This is a genomic window from Dehalogenimonas alkenigignens, assembly GCF_001466665.1.
GTDB classification, from domain to species: domain Bacteria; phylum Chloroflexota; class Dehalococcoidia; order Dehalococcoidales; family Dehalococcoidaceae; genus Dehalogenimonas; species Dehalogenimonas alkenigignens.
This window is the reverse complement of sequence record NZ_KQ758903.1, coordinates 1150072-1174267: the sequence shown is the minus strand read 5'-3', so window position 1 is coordinate 1174267 and position 24196 is coordinate 1150072. Positions and strand designations below refer to the sequence as shown.

Below are 24196 nucleotides of genomic sequence, written 5' to 3'. Positions count from 1 at the left end.
CTGATGGTCGAACAATTCGATATCATTAAGGTCAAACTCGAAGGTATTGGAGAATTCGGCGATGCTGCTTCGGAATACCAGGGGCTCCGGGTCTCGGTTTTCGGCGGTATCCCTGGTGAAACGGTCGAAGCAAGGGTCATCCGCATCAGCCACGATGGACTCGATGCTATCGTAGAAAACGTCATCGAAGCCTCACCCCACCGGCGGTCCGCGGTCTGTAATAAATTCGGCGAATGCTCCGGCTGTCAGTGGCAGCACATCAGGTATTCCCACCAGCTTGAACTCAAGCAAGAACAGGTCCGCCGGGCGCTTGAGTCGGAAGGGCTGGACTCCGCAAGCGTCCAACCGGTGTTGGCTTCTCCTGATGAGTTCGGCTACCGCAACCACGCCCGGTTAACGGTACGCCGCCGTATCAACCAATTCGGTTTTATCAACCGGGTCACCCACCGTTTTGTGCCGATCGACCAGTGCCCCATCATGGCTGAAGGGATCGACAGCCTGATGGCTGCTCTTTCCGGCCGCTGCGCGGAGACCACCCAGTTCTCCATCCGCTACGGCGTCAACACCGACGACTATCTTATCCAGCCGCGGATGCTGAACCCGGAGATTACAGTGATCACCGGTCAGCCTTACTACTTTGATGTTATGGGCGGACGTAAATTCCGGGTGTCTTCACCCGCCTTCTTTCAGGTCAACACTCCCCAGGCAGAAAGACTGGCTGACCTCATCCGCGCCAGGCTGGAACTGTCCGGCAGCGAGACGATTATTGACGCTTACGCCGGCGTCGGCACTTTCGCCGCTCTGCTGGCGCCCTACGTTAAGAAGGTCATCGCTATCGAGGAGTCCGGAGCAGCGGTCAAGGACGCTCGGGTCAATGTTCGCGACATCCCAAATATCGAACTATTGGAAGCTAAAACCGAATCAGTGCTGCCTCACCTCGGCCGGCTGGCTGATGCCGTCATCATCGACCCGTCACGCACCGGCTGTCATCCGGCCGCCCTGAAAACCCTTAGCTTCTACCCGCCAAAGCGTCTGGTGTATGTCTCCTGCAACCCGGAAGCCCTGGCCCGCGACCTGCGGGTGCTGACACGCGGACCTTATGCCGTAAAAGACATATCTCCGGTCGACCTGTTTCCCCAGACCTACCACGTGGAAACGGTGGCGACGCTGACATTCGCCGAGAATAAAGAAAAGAATTTTCTCGCCCGACAGAAACTGGTGCTCGCTTCAGCCTCGCCGCGGCGCAGTGAAGTATTGACAGCGATGGGGCTTAAATTTGAGGCGGCCGCGTCTGAAATCGCCGAGGCGCTGACCGAAGGCTTGTCGCCGGAGGAGCAGGCAAAGGCTCATGCTATAAACAAAGCCGCGGCCGTCGCCGAACGGTATGGTGCCGGCACCATCATCGCCGCGGACACTATCGTCGTCTCGGGCGATGAAATTCTTGGCAAACCAGCTTCGGCGGAAGAAGCGACGGCAATGCTGCGGAAGCTCCGCGGGAAAACTCATCGCGTCGTCAGCGGTGTCGCCGTCACCGACGCGGCGACCGGGGAAACGATAGCCGATTCAAGCACCACCCTGGTCACAATGAGGCACTACACGGATCAAGAGCTAGAGCATTATGTAAAGACTGGCAGTCCGCTGGACAAGGCCGGGGCTTACGGTATTCAGGATAAAGGCTTTAATCCTGTTTCCCATATCAAAGGTTGTTATTTAAACGTTGTCGGCTTGCCTGTTTGCCTGATGCAGGGACTTCTTCTCAAGCTCGGCGTACACCCGACTATCTCAACGAATTGGCGGCCCGACGGAAACTGCCCCGATTGCCGGAAGTGGCAGTGCGCCTAACCGGGAAAAGCCGCCTTCAAAGTCCTCAACACCCGCAGCGTCACCCATTTACTGGGTTTGCCCTTCGCCTCTATGTTCGACCATATCTTGCCGTTGTAAGAGTACTCCATAGGCCAGCGTCCGGCGGCATCCTGTTTATCCATTACCAGTTGCCAGGCGTTCTCAAGCCGAGGATCACCGCCCCGGCCAAAACGGGATAAAATTTCAAGCACCTCGAGCATATCGGAGATATAAAAGTTCGGAAAGCCGAATTTCAACCAGTTTGCGCTGACTTTTCCTCCTTCCCGGTACGGAAAATTGCACTTTGTCAGATCTGTTCCCAAAAAGAAGGCGGTTCCTTTGTTTATAGCCTCAACCATTATCGGGGTTCGTTTGTGCTCCGGGACCGCGGTCATGGCTTTCATTGCTTTCGCTGCGCCCCAGGCGCAGGGTTTGCCCCCGTTGGCACCGCAAATAAAATTTGACCCGAATGTATAGCGGTAATACCTGAGCGGGTTATCACTCCCGCCCTCGGCAATACCTTCACCCGTAATCAAGCGGGCTTGAAGTTCGATCGCTTTATTCACCCTGGGATCATCCCCGAGCCCAAGCATGTGCATAGATTCGCCAAGATAGCCGGCATGGCAGTGTATTACTCCTGAATTGGTCCCGTTGTAGCTGAACCAGCCGACCGGAGCCACCGTTTTTTCCAAAACATATTCTGCCGCCCGCAACACCCGGGGTTCGGACACATCGGCTCCCAATTGCGCTAAAAGAGCCAGCGACCAGACTGTGCCGGTGTATTTTGGACTGTATCCTGCACCTGGTTTCACCCAGTAGCCAGCCGGCCGCTGAGCCTCAAGCACCCTGGCAATGGGTCCGGTGGCAAATCCGTTTTCCTTTGCTTTCACCAGTTCAGGATGGGTACACGACAACCCCGTCAGGTCACGAAGTGCCAGGTATCTGACTGCGGGGTTCTCGGCGTCCGGTTCGAGGAGCCAGGCAAGAGACCCGGCTTTGACTTTAACGCGCCATAATGCCACTTGTTTCTCCGTTGGCAATACTTTAATCCCGACGTTTCGGCGCTTCTTCTCCGTCATGATCAAGCATCCAAAAAAAGGCGCTGATTGATCCGAATCCCATCGTGACGAAACCGACGAATGCTACCCTCAACGCTTTGTCGAAATCTGATACCACCATTGTTGAAGAGGCGCTGAAGACGAGAGCGCCGATCCATATTACACCCAGTCTTAGCCATAAACCTGGCTTGATCATGATTAATCGAGCTTTCGGCAGACCTGCCAATAATCTTGCACTTCGGCACTTCCGAACAGACAGTCGCGCCTGCTATTATTTTTCATCATTCCGCCACAGCCACGAAAAAGAAAGTACTACTCCAGCGCAAGTCAAAATAAAACCTGCGAGCCCGAAAAATAAAGCAAGTATTTCGCTATGATCCAAAATCATAAGCGCTAAACCTGAGAAGATAATGCCTATCACTATAATAGCTAACCGTAACCAAAGAGCCCGTTTAATACCAATACTCTGGATTCTCATCTAAGTCTCCCCATTCCCTAAATTTGTTGGTGATGGGCAGCCGCCTGTCGCGGCCGAATGCCTTGGGAGTGATCTTTATTCCCGGTGGCGCCTGCCGCCGTTTATACTCGCTGCCGTCAACAAGCCTGGCAACCTTTTTGACTGTTTTCTCGTCGTACCCCTGGGCGGCAATCTGCTCCACGCTCTTGTCCTCCTCGACATAGGCCAGGAGTATCGGGTCCAGCAGGTCATAGGGCGGCAAAGAGTCATGGTCGGTTTGCTCCGGCCGCAGCTCGGCTGACGGGACGCGTTTCAGCACGCCTTGAGGTACCAGATCGAATCCGGCCGAACGGTTGCGATATTGGCAAAGCCGGTAAACCAGGGTTTTGGGTACATCTTTGATAATAGCGAAGCCTCCAGCCATATCGCCGTAAAGAGTCGTGTAGCCCGTGGCGACTTCACTCTTATTGCCGGTGTTAAGTACCAGCCATCCAAATTTGTTGGACAATGCCATCAGCAGGTTGCCGCGGATACGGGCCTGTATGTTCTCCTCAGTGACATCCGGCTTGACGCCGGAAAAGACCCCTGAAAGACTGTCGAGGTAGGCCTGATAAGCCTGTTCGATGGATATTGTTTGGGTTTCCACACCCAAATTTGCCGCCAGTTGTTCAGCGTACTCAGCGGAAAGGGGCGACGAGAAACGCGAGGGCATAATCAGCCCATGGACGGCGTCATGCCCGAGGGCATCGACGGCGATGGTAGCAACGATCGATGAATCGACGCCCCCGGATAGCCCGATGATGACACCTTTGAACCCGTTTTTATGTATATAATCCCGGGTGCCGAGCACCAGGGCTTTGTACACTTCAGCCTCGGGTTCGAGTAATACCGAAACCTGTTTTTCCAGCGCCGTGCGCCCGGCACTCGCTTTTGACCCAACTATTTCGATACGCTTCTCGATGCAGTCGCAACTTAATTCTCTATTCTTTTTAGGCGGCACCGGATCTTGCCGCCGTTTATTGAGCACACCGTCAACATCGAGGTCAGCTACCAGCAACTCTTCTTCGAACTGGCGTGCCCGGGCGATGGTGTTGCCGCGCACGTCGAAAATGACACTTGCGCCATCGAAAACCAGTTCATCCTGGCCGCCGACCATGTTGCAAAAAGCCACGATAGCCGCGTTATCAATGGCGCGGGCGCTGAGCATGCGCTCCCGGAAATGATGCTTGCCGTGGTGGTAAGGCGAGGCCGAGATATTTAAAATAACCTCGGCGCCGGCGCTTGCCTGGGCGGTAGCCGGTCCGGTTTCGAACCAGATGTCTTCACAGACGTTAAAACCTACCCCTACGCCAGCCACCCCGAATACCGGGCAGGCTTTCCCGGCGTTGAAGTAGCGCTGTTCGTCGAAGACCCCGTAGTTGGGCAGGTGAACTTTATGATAGATAGCGACAAGCCGCCCGTCATGGATGATGGCAGCTGCGTTATACAAATCCGATTTGCGGTCGACGAAGCCGACAACGGCGGTAATGCCGCGGGTTGCGGCTATGACTTGGTCCAGCGCCTTGATATTAGCCTGAATGAAACTGGGTTTGAGCAGCAGGTCCTCAGGCGGATAACCGGGTACGGCCAGCTCCGGGAAGGCAACAAGATCGGCGCCGGCAGCCCGAGCTTTTTCGATATTATCTACTATCAGCCGGACGTTCCCCTTGAAATCACCGACGGTGGAGTTAATCTGGGCGAGTGCGATTCGTAGCTGTCTCATATACAGCTATCGTATGAGGCTCCAGAACGGTTGTCAAGAGACAGGAGGAGTTTGATCTTTTAGAGTGGAGGCCAGAAGTATCCCGTCAGCCCAGTAATAACCCGTTGTACCGGCGGGTAGTATGTCGTAGGTTTTGCCGTGATAAGAAATGACCTGAATGCCAACGATGACCGATCCATCTAAAACGTCGCCGTCGTCAAACTCTCCCAGTACGTCGCCGTTAATTGCCGGGTGGCCCGCCGAAACAGTCAGGCTGCGGCCATCGGCAAGGGTGAATTTCAGCAATTTGAAGAACGCCGGAGCCGGCGTCATCCCGATTTCCAGAATTGGCGCGGCCACCCTCTGGTTATTATCGCCCAGCGTCCAGACCTCCATGCCAACCGCGAGGTCTTCGACCGCCACCAAACCATTGGGTGTGCCAACAAGTGTACCTTGAGCGAGACAAATTGGGCAGGTATTGTAACTCGGTTCTCGCCGTGTCACACTGGTCCGGCCGTCAGTGGCAATAATGCCGGATATTCGCTCGCCTTGTCCTTCCTGCCCAACCAGAATAACGAAATTAAAACCGTGGCTTGCTGGCAGAAATTCAACAATAGCCAGATTCAGCAGTTTGTGCTGTCGGTAGACCAACAGCTGCTCCTCACTGGTGTAATTGAGCTTTTGTTTCAGCCCGATGCGCTTGACGATAGCATCGAATTCTTCGGCGTTGGAACGAATACCTTCGAACTGGTTGAGGGCGTTTTGCAGTTCTCTTTCCAAGCTGCCGATGGGAAAGAAATCAGGGTCGCACCAGAAAAAGTCGGGAAACGCGTCCAGTAGTCGGTAGCGGAGTTCAGTAGGCGTTAAAGTCGTTGGAGAAGGCGGAGGGTCGGCGCATGACGCAGCGCCCGTCATAAGGATTGCGGTTAACGCGACTAGGAGAGTTCTTTTCATTGGCCTTGCTTCCGGCACGCACCAGCCCCATTATACCCTTCTTCCAGTTAAACGCTGTAACCGGAAAGTATTCTCAAAAATTTGGCGGCTGTTTGCGACCGCTGCCAAAGCTAAAATTAAGGGGACGACCGCTCTGGCTGTCCCCTTTAATTCTCTCCGGGTCCTAGAGTATCGGCAGGTACCGTTCGCGCTCCCAGTCGGTAACGTGGATGCGGTATTTGTCGCATTCAATGCGTTTGTTTTCAATAAACGCATTGAAGACATGATCGCCGAGAGTCTGGCGCATCAAATCGCTGTTCTCCAGAAGGCAGACCGCCGCGTCGAGGCTGCCAGGCAACGTTGCGATGCCGCGCTCACGTCGCTCCTGGTCGGTCATCTCGTAGACATTCTCCTCCACCGGTTGAGGCGCTTCGTACTTCTTCTCGATGCCCTCCAGGCCGGCGGCCAGCATTACTGCGAAAGCCAAATACGGATTGCATGCCGGGTCAGGCGAGCGTAATTCGATGCGGGTTGATTTCTCTTTTCCGGGGCGGTATTCCGGTACTCGAACCAGATCGGAACGATTACGGCGGGCCCAGGAGAGATAGACCGGAGCTTCATAGCCAGGAACCAACCTTTTGTAAGAGTTGATCCACTGGTTGGTTACGGCGCAAAATTCCGGAGCGTGTTTCAAAATACCAGCGATATAGTGGCGGGCTGTCGCCGAGAGGTGATAGGGATCGGTGGAATCGAAAAATGCGTTGTTCTCTCCTTTGAATAACGACTGGTGGCAGTGCATGCCGCTGCCGTTGACGCCAAAGACCGGTTTAGGCATGAATGAGGCGTAGACGCCGTTCTGCCTGGCGATTTCCTTTACCACCAACCGGTAGGTCATGACATTGTCAGCCATGGTCAAGGCGTCGGTGTATTGTATATCGATTTCATGCTGGGATGGGGCGACCTCGTGGTGAGAGTACTCCACGGCGATACCCATCTTCTCCAGAGTCAGGACTGTCTGGCGGCGCAGGTCGGTGGCTACGTCCAGCGGTGTTAAGTCAAAATACCCGCCCTGGTCTAGAAACTCGGTACTTTTCTGGTCGCGGTTCTCGTCTTTAAAGTAAAAATATTCCAGTTCCGGCCCGACGTAGTAAACATAGCCGGCCTCAGCGGCGCGTTTAAGCATCCGCTTGAGGACGTAGCGGGGGTCCCCCTCGAATTGTTCGCCGCCTGGTTTCTTGATATCGCAGAACATGCGGGCCACCGCCGCCTCGTCTTTAGGTCTCCAGGGCAGCGGCTTGTATGTATCCGGGTCCGGCAAGGCGATCATGTCGCTTTCGTCAATACGGGCATAACCCTCGATAGACGACCCGTCAAACCCCATGCCCTCTTCCAGAGCTCCCTCAAGCTCTCCAACCGTGATGGCGAAGCTTTTAAGCTGCCCAAGGATATCGGTGAACCACAAACGGATAAATTTGACTTTATCCTCTTTGACGCGTTTCAGGACATATTCGACGGAATCGCTGCGCGATTTTACCATTGACACCCCTCCTGAGTTCTTCACGCCGATTATAACAACCTGGCGTCTTAAAACAAACTTGGGCATCTTTATTCGGCAACTGGTTTACCATCGTTCACCCCGGTGTTATAATTGGGAGTTCAAAAATCAGGATCAACGTTCCTTTCCTCCTTTCGTCTAATCCGGCTCCTGATCAGCCGGCCTGTTCAATCAACCAACCGGAGGTATCGCAATGCGTTTAGAACGCACCCGTCAGACTGAACACATGGGTTCGATTTCCTTGTACGGCGTCCGCCGAGTGCTCGAACTGGATTCAGGCGTTAAAAACCCTCAGATCAACGAAGCCGCCGAGGTCCAGAAGATCGAGCGAGAATCTATCGATGAAATCGAAAAGAAGCTGGCTATAGTTCTACCTATAAAAAACGAAGACCTGAAAGTCTTCGAAGGTGTGCTCTCGGCTATCCCTCATGACTCGTTTATCATCGTTCTATCCAACTCTCAGCGAGGCGAGATAGATACCTTCAGGATTGAGCACGAAATCCTGAACCGTTTTTGCCAGGTGACTCGCCGCCAGGCAATGATAGTGCACCAGAAAGATCCTTCTGTAGCCAGGGCATTAGCCGATGCTGGTTATCATCACATTCTGGGAGACGATAAGTTGATCCGGAATGGTAAGAGTGAGGGCATGATTCTTGGTATCCTGCTGGCTAAACTTCTGGGCAAGGAGTATATCGGATTCATTGACACCGACAATTACATACCCGGATCAGCCCTGGAATACGTCAAACACTATGCTGCGGCTTTCAGCCTGGCTAAATCACCCTACGCCATGACGCGGATTCAATGGCGTTACAAACCCAAGATAATGGGAGAGCTGTATTTTAAAAAATGGGGCCGGGTATCTGAGATCACCAACAAGCATTTGAACAATCTTGTCTCAGCGATGGGACGTTTTGAGACCGAAGTGATTAAAACCGGCAACGCCGGAGAGCACGCAATGAGCGTCGCGTTAGCTGATCGGCTTACCTACGGTACAGGTTATGCCGTAGAAACTCAGGAGCTGATCTCCATTTTCGAACTGTTCAGCGGGCTTTTGCCCATCACCGACAAAGAAGTGTCTGAGAAAGGTGTTGAAGTCTTTCAAACCGAGACAGTCAACCCGCACCTTCACGCTGACAAAGGGGATGAGCATGTGGTGCTGGAGATGATGTTGCCAAGTCTGTCGGTAATCTATCATAGTCCGCTGTGCCAGGAAAAAACTAAAAAGGCAATCCTTACTGAGCTTGTGGAAGCGGGAATCATTAAACCGGATGAAGAACCGACGAAGGTGCGCTTGATGCCGCCGCCCCAAAAAGCGGATCTGTCCAAATTTTCGGCATCTCTATCCCAGGAATATCCCCGGTTGTTCGTGCCCGAAGGTCAGCCGCTGCCGATAATCGGCGGGCGAGGGCCTAACGTAGCGGCGCGGCTGGTGGTCTTTTCAGACCTTGACGGAACTCTCCTGCATCCCACTTCTTACTCCTACGCTCCTGCTTTGACTACGCTTCGCCGGCTGCAAGCCAGAGATATCCCTATTGTTTTCTGCTCTTCCAAAACCCGTGAAGAGCAGGTCGCGTTGCGGCAGGAGCTTGGGATTACTGACCCATTTATCGTCGAAAACGGATCGGCGGTTTTTATCCCCAAGTCATATTTCCGCTTACCGTTTTCGTACGATCGGGTATGCGACGATTATCTGGTCATTGAAATGGGAGTGCCTTATCAGGAACTGAAATTAAAATTGAATCATGTGATCGAAAACGTCAAGGCCAGACTCACGAAAAACGCCTGGATGGGAACGCTTGACATCGCCTGCTTTGGCGATCTGACCGTTGAAGATATCGCCCGGGAAACCGGCCTCGGTTTGAAAGCAGCCGAGGCGGCGAAGCACCGCGAATACACAGAGACTATGAAGCTGCACGGGGGACGCCAGGCTATCGAATTCTTGCTCGCCGAACTTAAGAAAGCGGGCTTGTCGCATGCTTTCGGGGGCCGCTTTTACACCGTCTCCGGCGGCAACGAAAAAGGCAAGGCGGTGAAACTGTTGACTGAACTGTTTAAGCTGAATTACGGGGCGGTCATCACTACCGGCGTCGGTGACTCCGACAATGATGTGTCGATGCTGGCTGCTGTTGATCGCCCGGTTCTGGTTCAGAACCAATCTCTGCGCTGGGCAAAAGTAAAGCTGGCCAATCTGGTATTTGCCAAAGGGGTCGGCCCCGAGGGCTGGAGCCGAGCCCTGGCCGATCTGGCAACATAGTTACTATTTGTTCGCGCTTCTATAAACATCCCAGGCATAAAATAAGCCCTCTCTTTCGAGAGGGCTTATTCATTAAGCACGACCTAGATGTCGAAATATAAATGAAACTCCCAGGGGTGCGGCCGCAGCCGGATGGCATCCACTTCCTGGGTACGTTTATAGTCCAACCAGACCTCAATGACATCCTTGGTGAACACGCCTCCTTGCAGCAGGAAATCGTGGTCTTTTTCAAGGGCATCAAGCGCGGCGTCCAGCGACGACGGCACGGTGCGGATCTTTTTAGCTTCGGTCTTGGGCAATTCATACAGGTTCATGTCATGGGGCTTGCCCGGGTCAACCCTGTTTTGAATGCCGTCCAGTCCTGCCATCATCATCGCCGCCAGGCATAAGTAGCCGTTTGCGGTATTATCCGGGCATCTGAACTCCAAACGCTTGGATTTCGGGTTAGCGTTATACATGGGGATGCGCACCGACGCTGACCGGTTGCGAGCAGAGTACACCAGGTTGACCGGGGCTTCATAACCCGGCACCAGTCGTTTGTAGGAGTTGGTTGTCGGGGCGCAGATAGCCATCAGGGCGTCGGCGTGCTTCAATAAACCGCCGATATAGTACGTGGCAGTCTGTGATAAAAGAGCGTAGCCGTCTTTATCAAAGAACTGGTTCACGCCATCCTTCCACAAAGACTGGTGGACGTGCATACCGGAGCCATTGTCTTTGAAAAGCGGTTTAGGCATGAAAGTAGCGACTTTGCCGTCTTTCCGGCACATATTTTTAACGATATATTTGTACCACTGCATTTGGTCACCCATCTTGACCATGGTACTGAAGCGCATATCAATCTCGCACTGGCCCGCAGTGGCAACCTCATGGTGATGGACCTCGATTGGAATGCCGGTTTCCATCATCTTAAGGATGATCCTGCTGCGCAGATCCTGCAAAGAATCATGGGGCGGAACCGGAAAGTAGCCCTCTTTGTAGCGGGGTTTGTACCCCAGGTTATGAGGATTGCCGTCGCTGTCAATATTTTCCGCCCGGGCGGTGTTCCATGAACCTTCAACTGAATCGACGTTATAGAAGGCAGTGTGTTCGTTCTGCTCGAACTGGACGTTGTCGAAGATAAAGAACTCCATTTCCGGACCCCAGTAACTGGTGTCGGCGATGCCGGTGGTCTTCAGATACGCTTCTGCTTTCCGTGCGATAAAACGCGGGTCGCGGGTATAGGGCTTCCCCGAAGTCGGGTCATAAATGTCACAAATTATAGACAGCGTAGGCACCTCGAGCATCGGATCCAGGATGGCGGTGCCGGCATCCGGCATCAGCAGCATATCGCTCTCGTTAATCGCCTGAAAACCCCGGATGGAGGAGCCGTCAAACCCGATTCCTTCTTTCCAGATATCTTCATCAAGTTCGCTCACCGGTATTGAAAAATGCTGCCACAGACCGGGAAGGTCGTTGAATTTGAAGTCCACAATTTGGATGCTGTTGTCCTGACAATACTTGAGCACTTCTTTCGGATTCATAAATCTCCTTCCATTCCAGCGCTCTCGCCGGATTATTTTAGATCATTCTACCGGCGGTATATTTCCAAAGGATTACACGCCTGCCGGTTTTAAGATTCAACCCGCTGTCAAATTACCGCTTCGCCCGTTTCCCCGGTTCTGATACGGTACGCTGCCTCAACCGGCATCACGAAAATCTTGCCGTCTCCGATTCTTCCGGTCTTGGCGGATTTCATGATCGCTTCAATCGCCAATTGGCAATCGTCATCATGACAAATAACCTCGACTTTCAACTTGGGCAGAAAATCGACCCTGTATTCCCCGACTCGCCATTGCAGCGAAATGCCTTTCTGTTGACCCCGGCCGGAAACCTCGGTCACCGTCATGCCGTGGATACCCATCTCTTCCAATGATTTTTTAACAGCGTCCAGTTTTTCTTCGCGAATTACTGCTTCGATCTTTTTCATTACCTTATTCCTCCGAAAGCCCGCTCGCCGTGCTGCGACAGGTCCAGGCCGACGACTTCTTCCATCTCTTTAACACGTAATCCGATCGTCGCGTTGATAACCTTGGCGATGATCCAGGTGCCGCCGAAAGCGAACGCGCCGACTGATACTGTTCCGACCAGCTGCTTTCCCAGTAAGGACAGCCCCCCTCCGAAAAGCAGGCCATCGGTTCCGGCGGGATTGACCGCCGCTGAGGCAAATAGGCCAACCGCCAGAACCCCGAGAATGCCGCCGATGCCGTGAACCGCCATCACATCCAGCGAGTCATCAATCCCAAGTTTCATCTTGGCGATCATGGCGTAATAACAGACTATCGCGGCAATAATGCCAATGAAGGCGCCGTAAATTGGCGGAATGAAGCCGGCGCCCGGGGTGACCGCCGCCAGCCCGGCGACAGCGCCGGTAGCCACGCCCAGGAGAGTCGGCCTCCGCTGGTTCCAGGCCAGCAGCATCCAGGTGGTCGCTGCCGCTGCCCCGGCCGAGTTGGTGGCTACCAGAGCCGAAGAAGCCAGCCCTGAAGCGCCCAGTGCGCTGCCGGCGTTGAATCCAAACCAGCCGAACCATAATAGCGCGGCGCCTATCATCACCAGCGGGATGGAAGAAGGTTCCATCGGTTCGTGTTTGAATCCGCGCCTGGCGCCTAATACCAGGACAAGCGCCAGAGCCGATAACCCGGCGTTAATGTGGACAACTATGCCGCCGGCGAAATCAAGCGCACCGAATTTCAGCAGCCAGCCCCCGTCGCCCCAAACCCAGTGGGCAACCGGAGCGTATATCAGAGTCAGCCAGGCGACGGCGAACACCATAAGAGCCGAGAATTTAATCCGCTCGACCACAGCACCCGTGATCAAAGCCACCGTTATGATAGCGAACATGCCCTGGAACATCATGAATGCCAGGTGAGGAACGGTGGTGGCGTACACCCCCGAAGGTTCAGCTTCGACACCGGTTAGAAATACATGCTTCAAATTGCCGATGATGCCGCCCATATCCGGGCCGAATGAGAGTGAGTAAGCGTAAACAACCCATAGAAGCCCTATGACTCCAAGCATGGAAAAGTTCATCATTAAAGTTGAAATAACGCTCTTTTTACGGACCATGCCTCCGTAAAACAGGGCAACGCCGGGTGTCATCAGCATCACCAGGGCTATTGAGACGAGTATCCATCCGGTATCGCCGGCGCTCACCATATCGAAACCTCCCTGCAACAATATGCGCTGGATTTTACTGCGGAAGTGTTTCAAACAGATTACACATGATTTCCCCGGTCGAAAGAATCCCCGCTTGCCTATTCATAAACGACTTGCTGCGGGTTTTTGGTTCAAGATTAACCCTGTATAATTGTCGCCCGGAGGACGCTTTGATAAGTTCGTATATTTTCCGTAAGGCCTGGATTTGGATCCTGCTGGTAGGCGTATTGCTCTTCTTCGGCGCCAACGCTGCGTTGCGCTGGACGGGGAACCCGAATTTTTTCCCGACCGTCATCATGCTCGGCGCTTTTATCGTCCCCCTGGCATACGTGGTCTTCTTTTACGAGCATGTTCGGGATCGGAATATACCGGTTCTTCTCCTGGGGGTTTGTTTCCTGGTCGGCGGGGCGCTGGGAATTATTGCCGCCGGCTTTCTGCATTACGCCGTTCTCCGGGAAGCTGACCTGCTCGGCTTGCTGAAGATAGGAATCATTGAAGAGTCCTCAAAACTGATTCTGCCCATATTGCTGTTTCTCGCCTGGCGTTTTCACCACCAGGCTGACGGCCTTCTCTTCGGTATCTCGGCTGGCATGGGTTTTGCGGCTTTAGAAACAATGGGCTACGGTCTGGCCGCCCTGATCGAAAGCCAGGGAGATCCGGCGGCGGTGGAACAAGTTTTACTTATCCGCGGTTTACTGTCTCCGGCGGGTCATGCCGCCTGGACAGGTATTGTTTGCGCCGTGCTGTGGGGCGAAAGAGTCAAATTCCGCCGCGTTACAATTAATGCCAGGGTTTTGGGTGCCTTTGTACTGGCAGTCGTTCTACATACAGCCTGGAATGCTTTCAGCCTCTTCCGGCTGCCCGACGCACTGACCTACACTGGAATGATAACCGTTGGCATTCTAAGCCTGGGTACGCTGCTGGCGCTTTACCATCAGGCTCGCCTCACACCGGCGGTACCGGTGGCGCTGGAAAATTTGTTGGACCTGGCGGCTGAAGGTGACGAACAAGCAACCCTGTTGCACCAGGAAGGTAATTCGAAAAAATAAAAAGTGGATGGCTCGGGCTAACACCCGAGCCATCCATAACATTTCTCTACCCGGACAGCACTAAGCGGTCATATTACTGCTTGACCTGTCTCGCCGGTCCGGATGCGGTGGGCGGATTCCACTGGCAGGACGAAGATCTTTCCGTCGCCGATACGTCCGGTCTTTGCCGCTTTCATGATGGCCTCGACGGCGGCGCCGCAGTCATCGCCATGACAGACGATCTCTACCTTGAGCTTGGGCAGGAAATCCACCCGGTATTCACCGACCCGCCACTGAAGCGGTATGCCTTTTTGCTGGCCTCGGCCCGATACCTCGGTAACCGTCATGCCGATGAGGCCCATTTCTTCCAGTGCCTTCTTGACGGCGTCCAGTCGTTCTTCACGGATGATGGCTTCAATCTTTTTCATTTATTTAATCCCCCCGTAAGCGCGCTCGCCGTGCTGTGAAAGGTCAAGACCGACAACCTCTTCAAGTTCCTTGACCCGTAAGCCCATGGTCTTATCCAGGATTTTGCCGATGACCAGCGTACCTATGAAAGAGTAGGCCATAACAGCCCCGACGGCGATAATCTGGTTCCAGAGTTGCCCCAGGTTGCCGGATAAGGCTCCGTCCACGCCGCCGATAGCCGCGGTGGCGAAAATGCCGGTGGCCAGAGCGCCCCAGATGCCGCCCACGCCGTGCACCGACATGACATCGAGGGAGTCATCGAAACCAATCTTGGCTTTGAAGTTCATGGCGAAGTAGCAGACGCCTGCGGCCACCGCGCCGATGGCGATAGCCGCCATGGGCGAAACGAACCCGGCGGCCGGGGTGATCGCCACCAGACCGGCCACGGCGCCGGTCACCGCGCCAAGCAGGGTGGGTTTCCGGGTGCGCCATGACAGCATGATCCAGACCAGGGCCGCCGCGGCCGCCGCGGTGTTGGTGGTGACGAAAGCGTTGGCCGCTCCGCCGTTAGCTCCCAAAGAGCTGCCGGCATTAAAGCCGAACCAGCCGAACCACAGCAAGGCGGCGCCAAGCATGACCATGGGAATATTGTTTGGTTCCATGGGTTCCTTGCCGAGACCTTTGCGGGCTCCGAGCAGGACCACCAGGGCCGCCGCTGAAACTCCAGCGTTGATGTGAACCACTGTGCCGCCGGCGAAATCCAGAGCACCGAGCTGCGCCAGCCAGCCGCCGCCCCAGACCCAGTGAGCTACCGGCCCGTAAATGAGCGCCAGCCAGGCGACGGCAAAAACCATCAAGGTTGAGAACTTGATCCGCTCCACTACCGCGCCGGTGATGAGGGCTACGGTAATTACGGCGAAAACGCCCTGGAACATCATATAGAGCAAATCGGGGATGGAGTAACTGGTAGCTTCCATACCGACGTCTTTAAGCCCCAGAAAGTCCAGGCCGCCGACAAATCCAGCGATATCCGGGCCGAAGGCCAGGGTGTAACCGAAGACGACCCACAGGATGGAAACCAGTGCCAGCACGGCGAAGCTCATCATCAGCGTTGAGATGAGGTTCTTTTTCCGCACCATCCCGCCGTAGAACAGGGCTACCCCGGGGGTCATAAGCATCACCAGGGCTGTTGAAACCAGAATCCAGGCTGTATCACCTGAGTTCAAGGACATGTACCTCCCTTCGTTTATTACTACCAGTCTACCAGCGCAGTATTAAGTGCTGATTTCGATGTTATTACGAAGGGATTAACAGTATATTTCGGATATGTTTCAGAAAGATCGGGTTTGACACGAGTTCCGGCTGATTTAGCGTTCGCTAAAAGTTTGGAATTAACGAAAGGGGACTGCGGATGCTTGGACGGGGATAATTACAAATTCCGTTTAAAGCGGTATCCGATGTTCCTTACGGTTTCTACGTACACCTGGCCGAATTCCTCGATCTTGGAACGGAGGCGGCGGACATGGACGTCCACTGTCCGGTCGCCGCCAAAGTACTCGTACCCCCAGACTTTGTTGAGGAGCACTTCACGGGAAAAAACTCGGCCCCGGTTGGTGGCAAGAAATTTTAACAGCTCATATTCTCGGAAAGTCAGTTCTATGGGGGCGCCGGCTAAAGAGACCTCGCAGCGGGCGGTATCGATAATGAGATCGCCGGCGACGATGATATCAGACGGCGGCGTGGCTTTGGCCCGGGCGGCAAGTTTTCGGATGCGGGTCAAGAGTTCATCAACGTCGAAGGGCTTCAACACGAAGTCGTCGACGTCATCCCGGGCGCCAAGCTCTGCCATACGCTGGCGAAAAACGGCGGCTACCAGCATCGGCCCCTTGCCTTCGCCGGCGGTGTCCAGGGTCGGGATATCATCTTCGGCACTTACGTCGACGACTACCAACCGCGCCGTGTGTTGGGCGGCCAGCTTCTCCGGCTCTTCGCCGGGAGGCATCAGCAGGCAAACATAACCCTCACGGGACAGCCGGTTCTTGATTTCCCGGGTCTTGTCGTTCTCCTCGGCCAGTATCAGGATGTTAAACAAGATCGAAATCCGAATATCGTAACACGAAGCAAATTCTAATCACCAAAATTCTAGCGGTCAATTTATCTTAGTGCTTTTGATACTCTCAATCCTATTTTTCGGATTTCGTATTTCGTGCCTCGGGCTGTTAGTAGGAGTACATCCGGCCGTAGGGCCGCAGGTATTTGGGATAGAGTTTCTGGAACGGCCGCCGCATGATGGCCGCAGCGTCGCGCTTGAAATGTTCGCAATATTCGACCACCAGTCCGCCGAGAATCTCCCGGTCATGCTCGTCGAGTTCCGCCACGCCGACTTCTTTGCCAAGCTGGTGCTGCTCTACCTCGCCCGATATGTAAATGACGCCTCCGTGGATGCCGGTACCAATAAAGTTGGCCCTGTGTTTTTCGCCATCTTTAAGACCCAGGCCCAGGACCACCAGCACGCCGCCGGCCATGTATTCGCCCATAAAGTCCTGACCGGTGTCGCCGACGACCATAACCGGCTTTTTGTCCTGGTACTCCTTCATGTGGATGCCGGCACGATAGCCGACATAGTCCCGAATGAAGATTTTTCCCCCGCGGGCAGCCATGCCGCAGATATCCCCGGCGTGGCCGTGGATGATGATCTCACCGGCGTTCATGGTGTTGGCCATACAGTCCTGGGCGTTTCCGAACACCTCGATTCGCGAGCCGTTCATGAAGGCGCCCAGGTCGTTGCCAGGGGTGCCGTAGATCTTAATGTCAACCGGCCGCGACAGGTCGGAGGCGATATAGCGCTGGCCGCAGACATTTTGCAGCACGATCTGTTCCACGCCTTCGTCGACCAATTTACGCAGCCGGGCGTTCAAATCGCGGTAGTAGATGCCGGCGGTGTCAATCTTTACAATCTTGGGGGTCGCAATGGTTTCGGTCATGCTAGTCACCTGCCATCCTTACGCCGAGAATCTCAAGTTCTTTTTCATTGAGGCCGATGCCGCGGAGATGCAGCCGGTTGCCGCGCAGGCTTTCGATGGCATTGACACCCATGCCGCCCAGCATATCGTCAATCTCCAACGCCCAACCCCGCAGCATATTGACCAGCCGCCGCGCCCCGAGTTCCGGGTTGACACGCTTGGTCAGTTTCAGGTCCGAGGTACAGATGCCCCAGGCGCATTTGCCGGTGTAGCACTGCTGGCAGACGCGGCAGCCCAGAGCCACCAGCGCAGCGGTACCGATGTTGACCGCGTCGGCGCCCAAAGCGATGGCCTTTGCCACGTCGCCGGAGGAGCGGATGCCGCCGGAAATGACCAGCGAAGCCTGGTTGCGGATACCCTCGGCCCGAAGACGGGTATCAACTGAGGCCAGAGCCAGCTCGATGGGGATGCCGACATTGTCGCGGATCGCTTTAGGCGCAGCGCCGGTGGAGCCCCGGATGCCGTCCAGGACGATGATATCGGCGCCGGCCCGGACCATGCCGGAGGCGATGGCTGCCGAGTTATGGACCGCGGCGATCTTGACCGAAATGGGCTTCTGGTAATTGGTCGCTTCCTTAAGGGCATAGATAAGCTGGGACAGGTCCTCGATGGAGTAGATATCGTGCTGGGGCGCCGGCGACAGGGCGTCGGTACCCTGGGGGATCATGCGGGTTAAGGACACTTCGGCCGACACTTTCTCACCCGGAAGATGGCCGCCGATGCCCGGCTTGGCCCCCTGGCCGATCTTGATCTCAACGATGCGGCCGGTTTTCAAGTATTCTGAATAGACGCCAAAGCGGCCGGAGGCCACCTGAACAGTGGTGTTATTGGCATACTTGACCAGGCTGGGGTGCAGGCCGCCTTCGCCGGTGTTCCACATGGTGCCGATCTCGGCGGCGGCGCGGGCCAGCGATTGCTGGACGTTCAGGGACACGGCGCCGTAGCTCATGGCTGAAAACATCACCGGCACGTTGAGCTTAACCTGGGGCGCCAGTCGCGTCGCCAGGTTGCCGGTTGAAGGATCGATTTCAATCCTGTCAGGCTTGCTGCCCAGATAGGTCGTGAGCTCCATCGGCTCGCGCAGCGGGTCAATGGACGGGTTGGTCACCTGGGAAGCATTCAGCACCAGGTGATCCCAGTAGATGCGGTGAGGTTTGTCGGTGCCCATGCCGGTGAGCAGCATGCCGCCTTGTTCGGCTTGTTTCTGGATGTCCTCAATATATTCCGGCGCCCAGCTGTAGTTCTCCCGATATTCCAGCGGGCTGCGGCGTATATTGATGGCTCCTGTTGGGCAGAACATAACGCAGCGGTGGCAGCCGACGCATTTGCCCGGGCGAACCTTGACCTCGTCGTCTTCGGCGTCCCAGTAGTGACTGTCGAAACTGCACTGGTTGACGCATACCTGGCACTTGATGCATTTGCTGGCGTCGCGCTCGACAATAAACCTGGCGGGTACTAACGTTCTCATAATTGTCTCCTCAGCGCCTGACGGCAATGCCCTTCTGGGCGAGATAGTCTTTGACCTGTGATATGGAATAAGTCCCGTAGTGGAAGATGCTGGCGGCCAGGGCGGCATCAGCCCGGCCGGAATCGAAGGCGTCAAAAATATGTTCCAGCGTCCCGGCGCCGCCGGAGGCGATTAGCGGAACCGGCACTGATTCCGAAATAGCCCGGTTGAGTTCGTTGTCGTAGCCCGTTTTCTGCCCGTCGCTGTCAATGCTGGTAACCAGCAGTTCGCCGGCGCCCATCTCCGCCGCCTTTCTGGCCCAGGCAACGGCGTCCAGCCCGGAGGCCTGGGTGGCGGAATGGGTGCGCACCACCCACTTGCCGGCGCCGGCCCGCTTGGCATCGATGGCTACCACAATACACTGACTGCCGAATTTTAGCGCCCCCTCGGTGATCAGTTCCGGCCGGGCTACCGCGGCGGTGTTGATGGCAACCTTATCCGCGCCGGACAGCAGCATCTCCCGCATATCGGCGATAGTGCGTATTCCGCCGCCGACAGTCAGCGGCATGAAGACGTGTTTAGACAACTCGGCGATGATCCCGGCCATCGTTTTCCGGCTTTCTACAGTTGCCGTGATGTCAAGGAAAGCCAGCTCGTCAGCTCCCTGTTCGTAGTAATATTTGGCCAGGGCCACCGGGTCGCCGGCGTCGCGCAGGTTGAGGAAGCTCTGTCCCTTGACCACCCGCCCGCCCGTGACGTCCAGGCAGGGTATGATGCGGCGGGTAAGCACCTTAAGCCACCCCTCCGGCGACGGCTTCTTTAGCGGTGCCGAGCGGATGCTTGAGCGAACCGATGACTGGTTCGCCACCCATCGGTATCCAGGCACGGTCCAGATCCGGGCAGATGAGGCGGATGGCCGCTTCCTCGGAAGACAGATACAGCATGCTGCCCTTCTCGCCGACGGTCAGCGGCCGCAGCCGAATACGGTCGGTCAGTCCGATCATCTCGCCCTCGTGGGCCAGGATGATGGTGAACGGGCCGTTCATAAGTAATGATCCATAGACCTGGCGCAGTGCCCTTAAAAGCTCTTGTTCCCTGGCGGGGCGGCGCTCGATCTCGCTCCACAGCGGCGGGGCAAAGATCTCGGCCACCAGTTCAATTGGCAGGTTATGTTTACGGACGAGTAAATCGACGGCATAGGCCACCACTTCGGTGTCGGTCTGCAGGGTACAGTGATAGCCGAACTGCTCCAGGTAGCGGCGGTTGATGCCGTAAGAGGAGATTTCGCCGTTGTGAACCACTGTCCAGTCAAGAATGTTGAACGGATGGGCGCCGCCCCACCAGCCCTTGGTATTAGTCGGGAAACGGCCATGGGCTGTCCAGAGATAGCCGTTGTAGTTTTCCAGGCAGAAATACTCGGAGATCTCCTCGGGATAGCCTACGCCTTTGAAGGCGGCCATGTTCTTGCCGGAGGAAAAGACGTAAGAGTCTTCGATAACGGAATTGATGTACATGACTTTTTCGACCACGTAATCGTCCCGGGACAGTTTCCCCTCCCGCAGGCTGCGGTCGGCGTCCAGGAAGTAGCGCCAGACCATCGGCGGGTTCTTGATGGCGGCGACCGGCCGGGTGGGCACTTCCTCGGAATGGTGGACGTTGAAATTCTCGTTGAGGAAAGCTTCGGTGCAGTTCTTGCCTTCCTTGGAGTCGTACATGATATGAAAGGCGTAATAATCCGGATACTGCGGATACAGGCCGTAGACGGCGAAGCCGCCGCCCAGGCCGTTGCCGCGGTCGTGCATGTTGGCGATAGCCCGGGTTATGTCCCGCCCGGAGAAGCATTTTCCTGACGTGTCCATCATGCCGAAGATGGAGCAGGCGTCAATGACCTTGCCGTCCCCGAAGTAATTGCTAACCTTGGTTAAATTTTTCATTTTCGAAGTCTCCGATATTTAGCCGTCAGCGCCGTTTGGTTATTTGCAACCCGTGTCTCAGCCAAAGGTTTAGGCTTCGCCGACCTTGACCCGCCCGGCGGTGGCGCCGGTCAGGCGCTCCTCGATGACTTCCTTGGGCAGGAGGGCCAGGCCAAAGTCTTCGGCCAGGAGTTTTTTCTTGAAAGCGGTGACCTGGATGCGGTCGCGCATCAGCCCGAAATAGACGCCCGCTTTGTCGATATCCCCCAGGAAGATCATGCCCACCAGTTTGTCCTCGGCGTTAATCACCAGCTTGCGGTAGGTGTCCTCGCTCTTCTTGACCAGGACCTCGTAACCCTCCGGCGACGGCGGCGAAGCCATGCCGGCGGTGGCCATCTCCAGGCCGAAGTAATTTAAGGAGTTCATGGCGGTGCCGCCGCGATAGCGGGTTGGTAATCCGGCCATGTTGTAGCCGGCAACCCGGCCGCCGATATAAGCGTTAGGCCAAACCGGCGACAGCCTGCCCGCGCCGTATACGTAGTCGAAAGCTTCCGAGGCATCGCCGCAGGCGTAGACATCCGGCACGCTGGTCATCATGTGATTGTCAACGACAATGCCGCGGTTGACGGTGATGCCGGCCCCCTGGGCCAGTTCAACCCTGGGGAAAACGCCGACGGCGACGACGACCATATCGCAGACCATCTCGTGGCCGTCGTCGTAAACCACGCCGGTTACCCGATCTTCGCCCAGTATCTTAGCCACGGTGCGGCCGGTCATCATGTTGACGCCGTATTTTTTGATGGCATACTCGGCGATACGCCCGGCCGGTTCGTCGAGGATGGTGTTTAAGGGGTATGATTTCATTTCGACGACAGTGACCTTGACGCCGCGCTTGACCAGCGCTTCGGTGGCTGAAATTCCGATCAAGCCGCCGCCGATGACCACGGCGCGGCGGACATTGGGCAGGTACTCCTCGACCTTCTTGGCGTCGGCCAGGTTGATGAAGTTGAAAATGCCGGCCTTGCCCATACCCTCCATCTTGGGTACTATGGGTTTGCCGCCGGTGGCCAGCAGCAGCCTGGCATATCCAATCTCGGTGCCGTCGTCAAGCGTTACCGTTTTCGCGGCGGTATCCATCTTGTAGGCTTTATGGCCCAGAACGACATCAATCTGGTTATTTTCGTAGAAACTGGCCGAGCGGATGCCCATGGTTTCCGGGGTATGCTCGCCGGAGACGAACTTGGAGATAAGCGGTCTGGAGTAAGCCGGATAGGGCTCTTCGCCGACGATGGTAATGATGCCTTCCTTGTCCACCTCGCGGATGGCTTCGGCGGCGCCGATGCCCCCGGCCGAGTTGCCGATGATGAGATACTTCGTTTTCATCAGTTTCCCCTAATCGCTCTTTTCAGGAAATTGTCATACATTTTTAGGCCTGCGGCGCCGGATTTTTCCGGATGGAATTGGGTTGCCACGGTATTGCCGAAGGCCACGGCGCTGGCAAAATTCAGACCGTAATCGGTGGCGCCGATAACGTTGCCATCGGATGCAGGTTCGGCGTAATAGCTGTGGACAAAATAGAAAAAGGCACCGTCGGCGATGCCGTCGAAGAGGTAGTGCGGATTGGCCTGGCGGACGTTGTTCCAGCCTATGTGCGGCACCTTGACACTGGATGGCAGCTTTTTAACCTTGCCCGGCAGCAGCCCCAGGCATTGGCAGCCGCCGCCCTCTTGTGTTTCCTCAAACAGTACCTGCAGCCCGACGCATACGGCCAAGAACGGCGTGCCCTTGCTGATGATTTCCTTAATTGCTTGGTCAAGCCCGTGGGACTTGAGCGAGACCACCGTATCGGCGGCTGCTCCGACGCCGGGCAGGATAACCGATTGGGCTGACATGACATCGCGAGGCGAACTCGTAACTCTGCCGTCGTAACCCAATAAGGCGACGGCGTTAGCCACCGAGCGCAGGTTGCCGGCACCGTAATCGATAATGGCGATCATGGTTTTGTTACTTCTCGGTGGCCGCCGTTTGGCCCTGAACTTCGATAAGGACTATGGCCTCATTGGGGCAATTGGCCACGCAGGCCGGGGTCTCGAGACCGGGGCAGAAGTCGCACTTCTTGACCACCTTGGTCGTCTTGTCCTTGACCAGGGCGCTGTTTGGGCAGGAAACGACGCAGGTCCAGCAGCCGATGCACTTATCCGGGTCGGAAGTGACTACGCCGGTGACCGGGTCTTTGGTCATGGCACCGGTCAGGCAGGAATAGACGCACCACGGTTCGTCGCAGTGGCGGCAAGGCACGGAGAAGCTGGTCTCGTTCTGACGCTCTACCTTGAGGCGCGGTACCGGCTTGGTAGCTTCCTTGCGGAAGGCCTTCAGTATATCCTTTGAATTGGAGTGCTGGGTGGCGCAGTAGACGCGGCACAGTCCGCATCCGATGCAGATTTCTTTCTTGATCTGAAGCTTCTTCACGTTCCACCTGCGGTGCCGAAAATACGGCAGTCATTTACCAAAAGGTAATTAAGGATGATATCAAAGATATTATAGCCTGTCAACGCTAATGTTTCAAACTTGTTTCCCGTTTTACAGGCGTGGATATTGTGAAGCGGATCATCCGGGAGATGGCCTGATGGTGCTGTAATACGGCATTGGCATTAGTTATTATGCCGTATTAATTAATGAAAGATGCGTGCCTGGTACCGGAGCGTTATGTTAATTTGCCGAACAGCCCTCGAGTGGGATTTGGGACATCTTTTGTTTTCTATATTTTAAAATAGGCCTTCGAGCAGTACCTTGACGCCGATGCCGATAAGCACCAGCCCGCCGAAAAGCTCGGCGCGTTTGCCGGCGAGGTCGCCCACCCGGCGGCCGATTGCGATGCCTATTAGAGTAACAACGAAGGCGGTCATACCGACCACGACGGCAGGTCCGAGAATGCCGGTCTCAACGATAGCGAAAGTCAGCCCGGCCGCCAGCGAGTCGATACTGGTGGCCACCGATAGACTGAGGAGGGCTTTGCCGCGGGAGATATCTACCACCTCGCATTCGGCTTCTTTCTCGAAGGATTCCTTGATCATCCGGACGCCGATGAAAGCCAGCAGGCCGAAAGCCAGCCAATGGTCGAAGTTCTCGATAAGTTCAACCACGGTGTTGCCGGCCAAGAACCCGGCCAGGATCATACCTGCCTGGAAAAAACCGAAGGATACGGCTACCTTGAGTGCCTTGATCCGGTCGAGGGCGGCGCCCATACTGATGCTGCCGCATACTGACACGGCAAAACAGTCGGCGGACAGTCCAAGGGCGATTAGAAAAACGGCAAGGAAATCCATAGATTCACCAGTG

General features: G+C 55.5%; 22 protein-coding genes. 4 read left to right on the top strand and 18 right to left on the bottom strand.

What is annotated here, in order from left to right; all coding sequences use genetic code 11:
- Positions 1–3 precede the first annotated feature (3 nt).
- Complete coding sequence (locus DEALK_RS06210; protein ID WP_058439409.1) at positions 4–1842, top strand: Maf family nucleotide pyrophosphatase; 1839 nt, start codon at positions 4–6, stop codon at positions 1840–1842.
- Here the strand turns inward: DEALK_RS06210 and DEALK_RS06205 are convergent.
- Entirely contained in the window at positions 1839–2921 is a 1083-nt protein-coding gene (locus tag DEALK_RS06205) for a prenyltransferase/squalene oxidase repeat-containing protein (RefSeq protein WP_144437089.1), read from the bottom strand. The genes DEALK_RS06210 and DEALK_RS06205 overlap by 4 nt on opposite strands.
- Before the next feature lie 44 nt (positions 2922–2965).
- Between DEALK_RS06205 and DEALK_RS09975 the strand changes: the two genes are divergently transcribed.
- Positions 2966–3277, top strand: coding sequence for a hypothetical protein (locus tag DEALK_RS09975; RefSeq protein ID WP_144437088.1), 312 nt, complete (start codon positions 2966–2968; stop codon positions 3275–3277).
- Between the two features lie 75 nt (positions 3278–3352).
- Here DEALK_RS09975 and DEALK_RS06200 read toward each other — a convergent pair whose 3' ends face one another.
- From DEALK_RS06200 to glnA (DEALK_RS06190), 3 genes are all read right to left on the bottom strand, one after another.
- Positions 3353–5119 (bottom strand): NAD+ synthase, encoded by a 1767-nt coding sequence (locus DEALK_RS06200; RefSeq protein WP_058439407.1) that lies wholly within the window; start codon positions 5117–5119, stop codon positions 3353–3355.
- Positions 5120–5152: 33 nt separating this feature from the next.
- Positions 5153–6052, bottom strand: a complete 900-nt coding sequence (locus tag DEALK_RS06195) for a Hint domain-containing protein (protein ID WP_116632730.1) — start codon at positions 6050–6052, stop codon at positions 5153–5155.
- Positions 6053–6215: 163 nt separating this feature from the next.
- Positions 6216–7568 carry a type I glutamate--ammonia ligase gene (gene glnA / locus DEALK_RS06190; protein ID WP_058439405.1) on the bottom strand — a complete coding sequence of 451 codons (1353 nt, stop codon included), beginning with the start codon at positions 7566–7568 and terminating at the stop codon, positions 6216–6218.
- 211 nt (positions 7569–7779) lie between these two features.
- Here glnA (DEALK_RS06190) and DEALK_RS06185 point away from each other — a divergent pair, with 211 nt between their 5' ends.
- Positions 7780–9843, top strand: a complete 2064-nt coding sequence (locus tag DEALK_RS06185; RefSeq protein WP_058439404.1) for a bifunctional mannosyl-3-phosphoglycerate synthase/mannosyl-3 phosphoglycerate phosphatase — start codon at positions 7780–7782, stop codon at positions 9841–9843.
- Positions 9844–9926: 83 nt separating this feature from the next.
- On the opposite strand, the gene glnA (DEALK_RS06180) is transcribed toward DEALK_RS06185, so the two are convergent.
- From glnA (DEALK_RS06180) to DEALK_RS06170, 3 genes are all read right to left on the bottom strand, one after another.
- On the bottom strand, positions 9927–11363 hold the full coding sequence (gene glnA, locus DEALK_RS06180) for a type I glutamate--ammonia ligase (protein ID WP_058439403.1): 1437 nt from the start codon (positions 11361–11363) through the stop codon (positions 9927–9929).
- Between the two features lie 107 nt (positions 11364–11470).
- Entirely contained in the window at positions 11471–11809 is a 339-nt protein-coding gene (locus tag DEALK_RS06175) for a P-II family nitrogen regulator (protein ID WP_058439402.1), read from the bottom strand.
- Entirely contained in the window at positions 11809–13035 is a 1227-nt protein-coding gene (locus DEALK_RS06170) for an ammonium transporter (protein WP_058440065.1), read from the bottom strand. Before DEALK_RS06170 ends, DEALK_RS06175 begins: the two co-directional genes overlap by 1 nt.
- Positions 13036–13208: 173 nt before the next feature.
- Here DEALK_RS06170 and DEALK_RS06165 point away from each other — a divergent pair, with 173 nt between their 5' ends.
- On the top strand, positions 13209–14087 hold the full coding sequence (locus DEALK_RS06165; protein WP_065128718.1) for a PrsW family intramembrane metalloprotease: 879 nt from the start codon (positions 13209–13211) through the stop codon (positions 14085–14087).
- 68 nt (positions 14088–14155) lie between these two features.
- Here the strand turns inward: DEALK_RS06165 and DEALK_RS06160 are convergent, their stop codons facing one another.
- From DEALK_RS06160 to DEALK_RS06110, 11 genes are all read right to left on the bottom strand, one after another.
- On the bottom strand, positions 14156–14494 hold the full coding sequence (locus DEALK_RS06160) for a P-II family nitrogen regulator (protein ID WP_058439401.1): 339 nt from the start codon (positions 14492–14494) through the stop codon (positions 14156–14158).
- Positions 14495–15700, bottom strand: a complete 1206-nt coding sequence (locus tag DEALK_RS06155) for an ammonium transporter (protein WP_058440064.1) — start codon at positions 15698–15700, stop codon at positions 14495–14497.
- Between the two features lie 203 nt (positions 15701–15903).
- Positions 15904–16566 (bottom strand): response regulator transcription factor, encoded by a 663-nt coding sequence (locus tag DEALK_RS10340; RefSeq protein WP_058439400.1) that lies wholly within the window; start codon positions 16564–16566, stop codon positions 15904–15906.
- Positions 16567–16693: 127 nt separating this feature from the next.
- Positions 16694–17458, bottom strand: a complete 765-nt coding sequence (locus DEALK_RS06145) for a GltB/FmdC/FwdC-like GXGXG domain-containing protein (RefSeq protein ID WP_058439399.1) — start codon at positions 17456–17458, stop codon at positions 16694–16696.
- Between the two features lies 1 nt (position 17459).
- Positions 17460–18965, bottom strand: coding sequence for a glutamate synthase-related protein (locus DEALK_RS06140; protein ID WP_058439398.1), 1506 nt, complete (start codon positions 18963–18965; stop codon positions 17460–17462).
- 10 nt (positions 18966–18975) lie between these two features.
- On the bottom strand, positions 18976–19734 hold the full coding sequence (hisF, locus tag DEALK_RS06135; RefSeq protein ID WP_058439397.1) for an imidazole glycerol phosphate synthase subunit HisF: 759 nt from the start codon (positions 19732–19734) through the stop codon (positions 18976–18978).
- Position 19735: 1 nt separating this feature from the next.
- A complete protein-coding gene (locus DEALK_RS06130) occupies positions 19736–20878 on the bottom strand; it encodes a class II glutamine amidotransferase (protein WP_058439396.1) in 1143 nt (380 codons plus the stop codon).
- Positions 20879–20947: 69 nt separating this feature from the next.
- Positions 20948–22240 carry an NAD(P)/FAD-dependent oxidoreductase gene (locus DEALK_RS06125; protein ID WP_058439395.1) on the bottom strand — a complete coding sequence of 431 codons (1293 nt, stop codon included), beginning with the start codon at positions 22238–22240 and terminating at the stop codon, positions 20948–20950.
- Positions 22240–22854: an imidazole glycerol phosphate synthase subunit HisH gene (gene hisH, locus DEALK_RS06120; RefSeq protein ID WP_058439394.1), complete on the bottom strand. Its 615-nt coding sequence runs from the start codon at positions 22852–22854 to the stop codon at positions 22240–22242. The genes DEALK_RS06125 and hisH overlap by 1 nt, the downstream gene beginning before the upstream one ends.
- Before the next feature lie 7 nt (positions 22855–22861).
- On the bottom strand, positions 22862–23326 hold the full coding sequence (locus DEALK_RS06115) for a 4Fe-4S dicluster domain-containing protein (RefSeq protein ID WP_058439393.1): 465 nt from the start codon (positions 23324–23326) through the stop codon (positions 22862–22864).
- Between the two features lie 296 nt (positions 23327–23622).
- Positions 23623–24183, bottom strand: coding sequence for a manganese efflux pump MntP (locus DEALK_RS06110; RefSeq protein WP_058439392.1), 561 nt, complete (start codon positions 24181–24183; stop codon positions 23623–23625).
- Between the last annotated feature and the right edge of the window lie 13 nt (positions 24184–24196).